This window comes from Flavobacterium aeripolare (assembly GCF_013294025.1).
Lineage (GTDB): Bacteria > Bacteroidota > Bacteroidia > Flavobacteriales > Flavobacteriaceae > Flavobacterium.
On the sequence record NZ_JABSNL010000033.1, the window covers coordinates 1 to 1,496 of the forward strand.

Sequence of the window (1,496 nt, forward strand, 5' to 3'; positions counted from 1 at the left end):
GTTTATCAATTATGCGAAGTAGGAGCCAATCCAGCAAATTGTGATTTAGCCACAGCTACGGTTGTAGTCTTGAATCCAATTGATGCGAAAGACGATAACGCATATGCAACTCAAACACCAAGTACAACAGTAGCCACTACAGTTGGAACAGTAACAGACAATGATTTATTAAATGGTGCACCGGTTACGGCAGCAAATACAGATGTAACACCAATTGTGACTGGACCATTAAGTATTGATTCAGAAGGCGTATTGACCTTAGCGCCAAATACGGTATCGGGAACCTACAGTATTGTTTATCAATTATGCGAAGTAGGAGCGAATCCAGTAAATTGTGATTTAGCCACAGCTACGGTTGTAGTCTTGAATCCAATTGATGCGAAAGACGATAACGCATATGCAACTCAAACACCAAGTACAACAGTAGCCACTACAGTTGGAACAGTAACAGACAATGATTTATTAAATGGAGCACCGGTTACGGCAGCTAATACAGATGTAACTCCAATCACAACTGGACCATTAAGTATTGATTCAGAAGGGGTATTGAAATTAGCGCCAAATACGGTATCGGGAACATACAGTGTTGTTTATCAATTATGCGAAGTAGGAGCCAATCCAGCAAATTGTGATTTAGCCACAGCTACGGTTGTAGTCTTGAATCCAATTGATGCGCAGGACGATAACGCATATGCAACTCAAACACCAAGTACAACAGTAGCCACTACAGTTGGAACAGTAACAGACAATGATTTATTAAATGGTGCACCGGTTACGGCAGCAAATACAGATGTAACACCAATTGTGACTGGACCATTGAGTATTGATTCAGAAGGCGTATTGACCTTAGCGCCAAATACGGTATCGGGAACCTACAGTGTTGTTTATCAATTATGCGAAGTAGGAGCGAATCCAGCAAATTGTGATTTAGCCACAGCTACGGTTGTAGTCTTGAATCCAATTGATGCGCAGGACGATAACGCATATGCAACTCAAACACCAAGTACAACAGTAGCCACTACAGTTGGAACAGTAACAGACAATGATTTATTAAATGGAGTAGCAGTTACGGCAGCCAATACAGATGTAACACCAATTGTGACTGGACCATTAAGCATTGATTCAGAAGGCGTATTGACCTTAGCGCCAAATACGGTATCGGGAACCTACAGTATTGTTTATCAATTATGCGAAGTAGGAGCTAATCCAGCGAATTGTGATTTAGCCACAGCTACGGTTGTAGTCTTGAATCCTATTGATGCGAAAGACGACAACACTTACGCTACACAAACACCAAGTACAACAGTAGCCACTACAGTTGGAACAGTAACAGACAATGATTTATTAAATGGAGTAGCAGTTACGGCAGCCAATACAGATGTAACACCAATTGTGACTGGACCATTAAGCATTGATTCAGAAGGCGTATTGACCTTAGCGCCAAATACGGTATCGGGAACCTACAGTGTTGTTTATCAATTATGCGAAGTAGGAGC

At 41.4% G+C, this 1,496-nt stretch carries 1 pseudogene; it reads left to right on the plus strand.

The features are described from left to right. Positions 1 to 1,496: pseudogene (locus HNQ00_RS16230) on the plus strand (hypothetical protein); the annotation flags it as partial.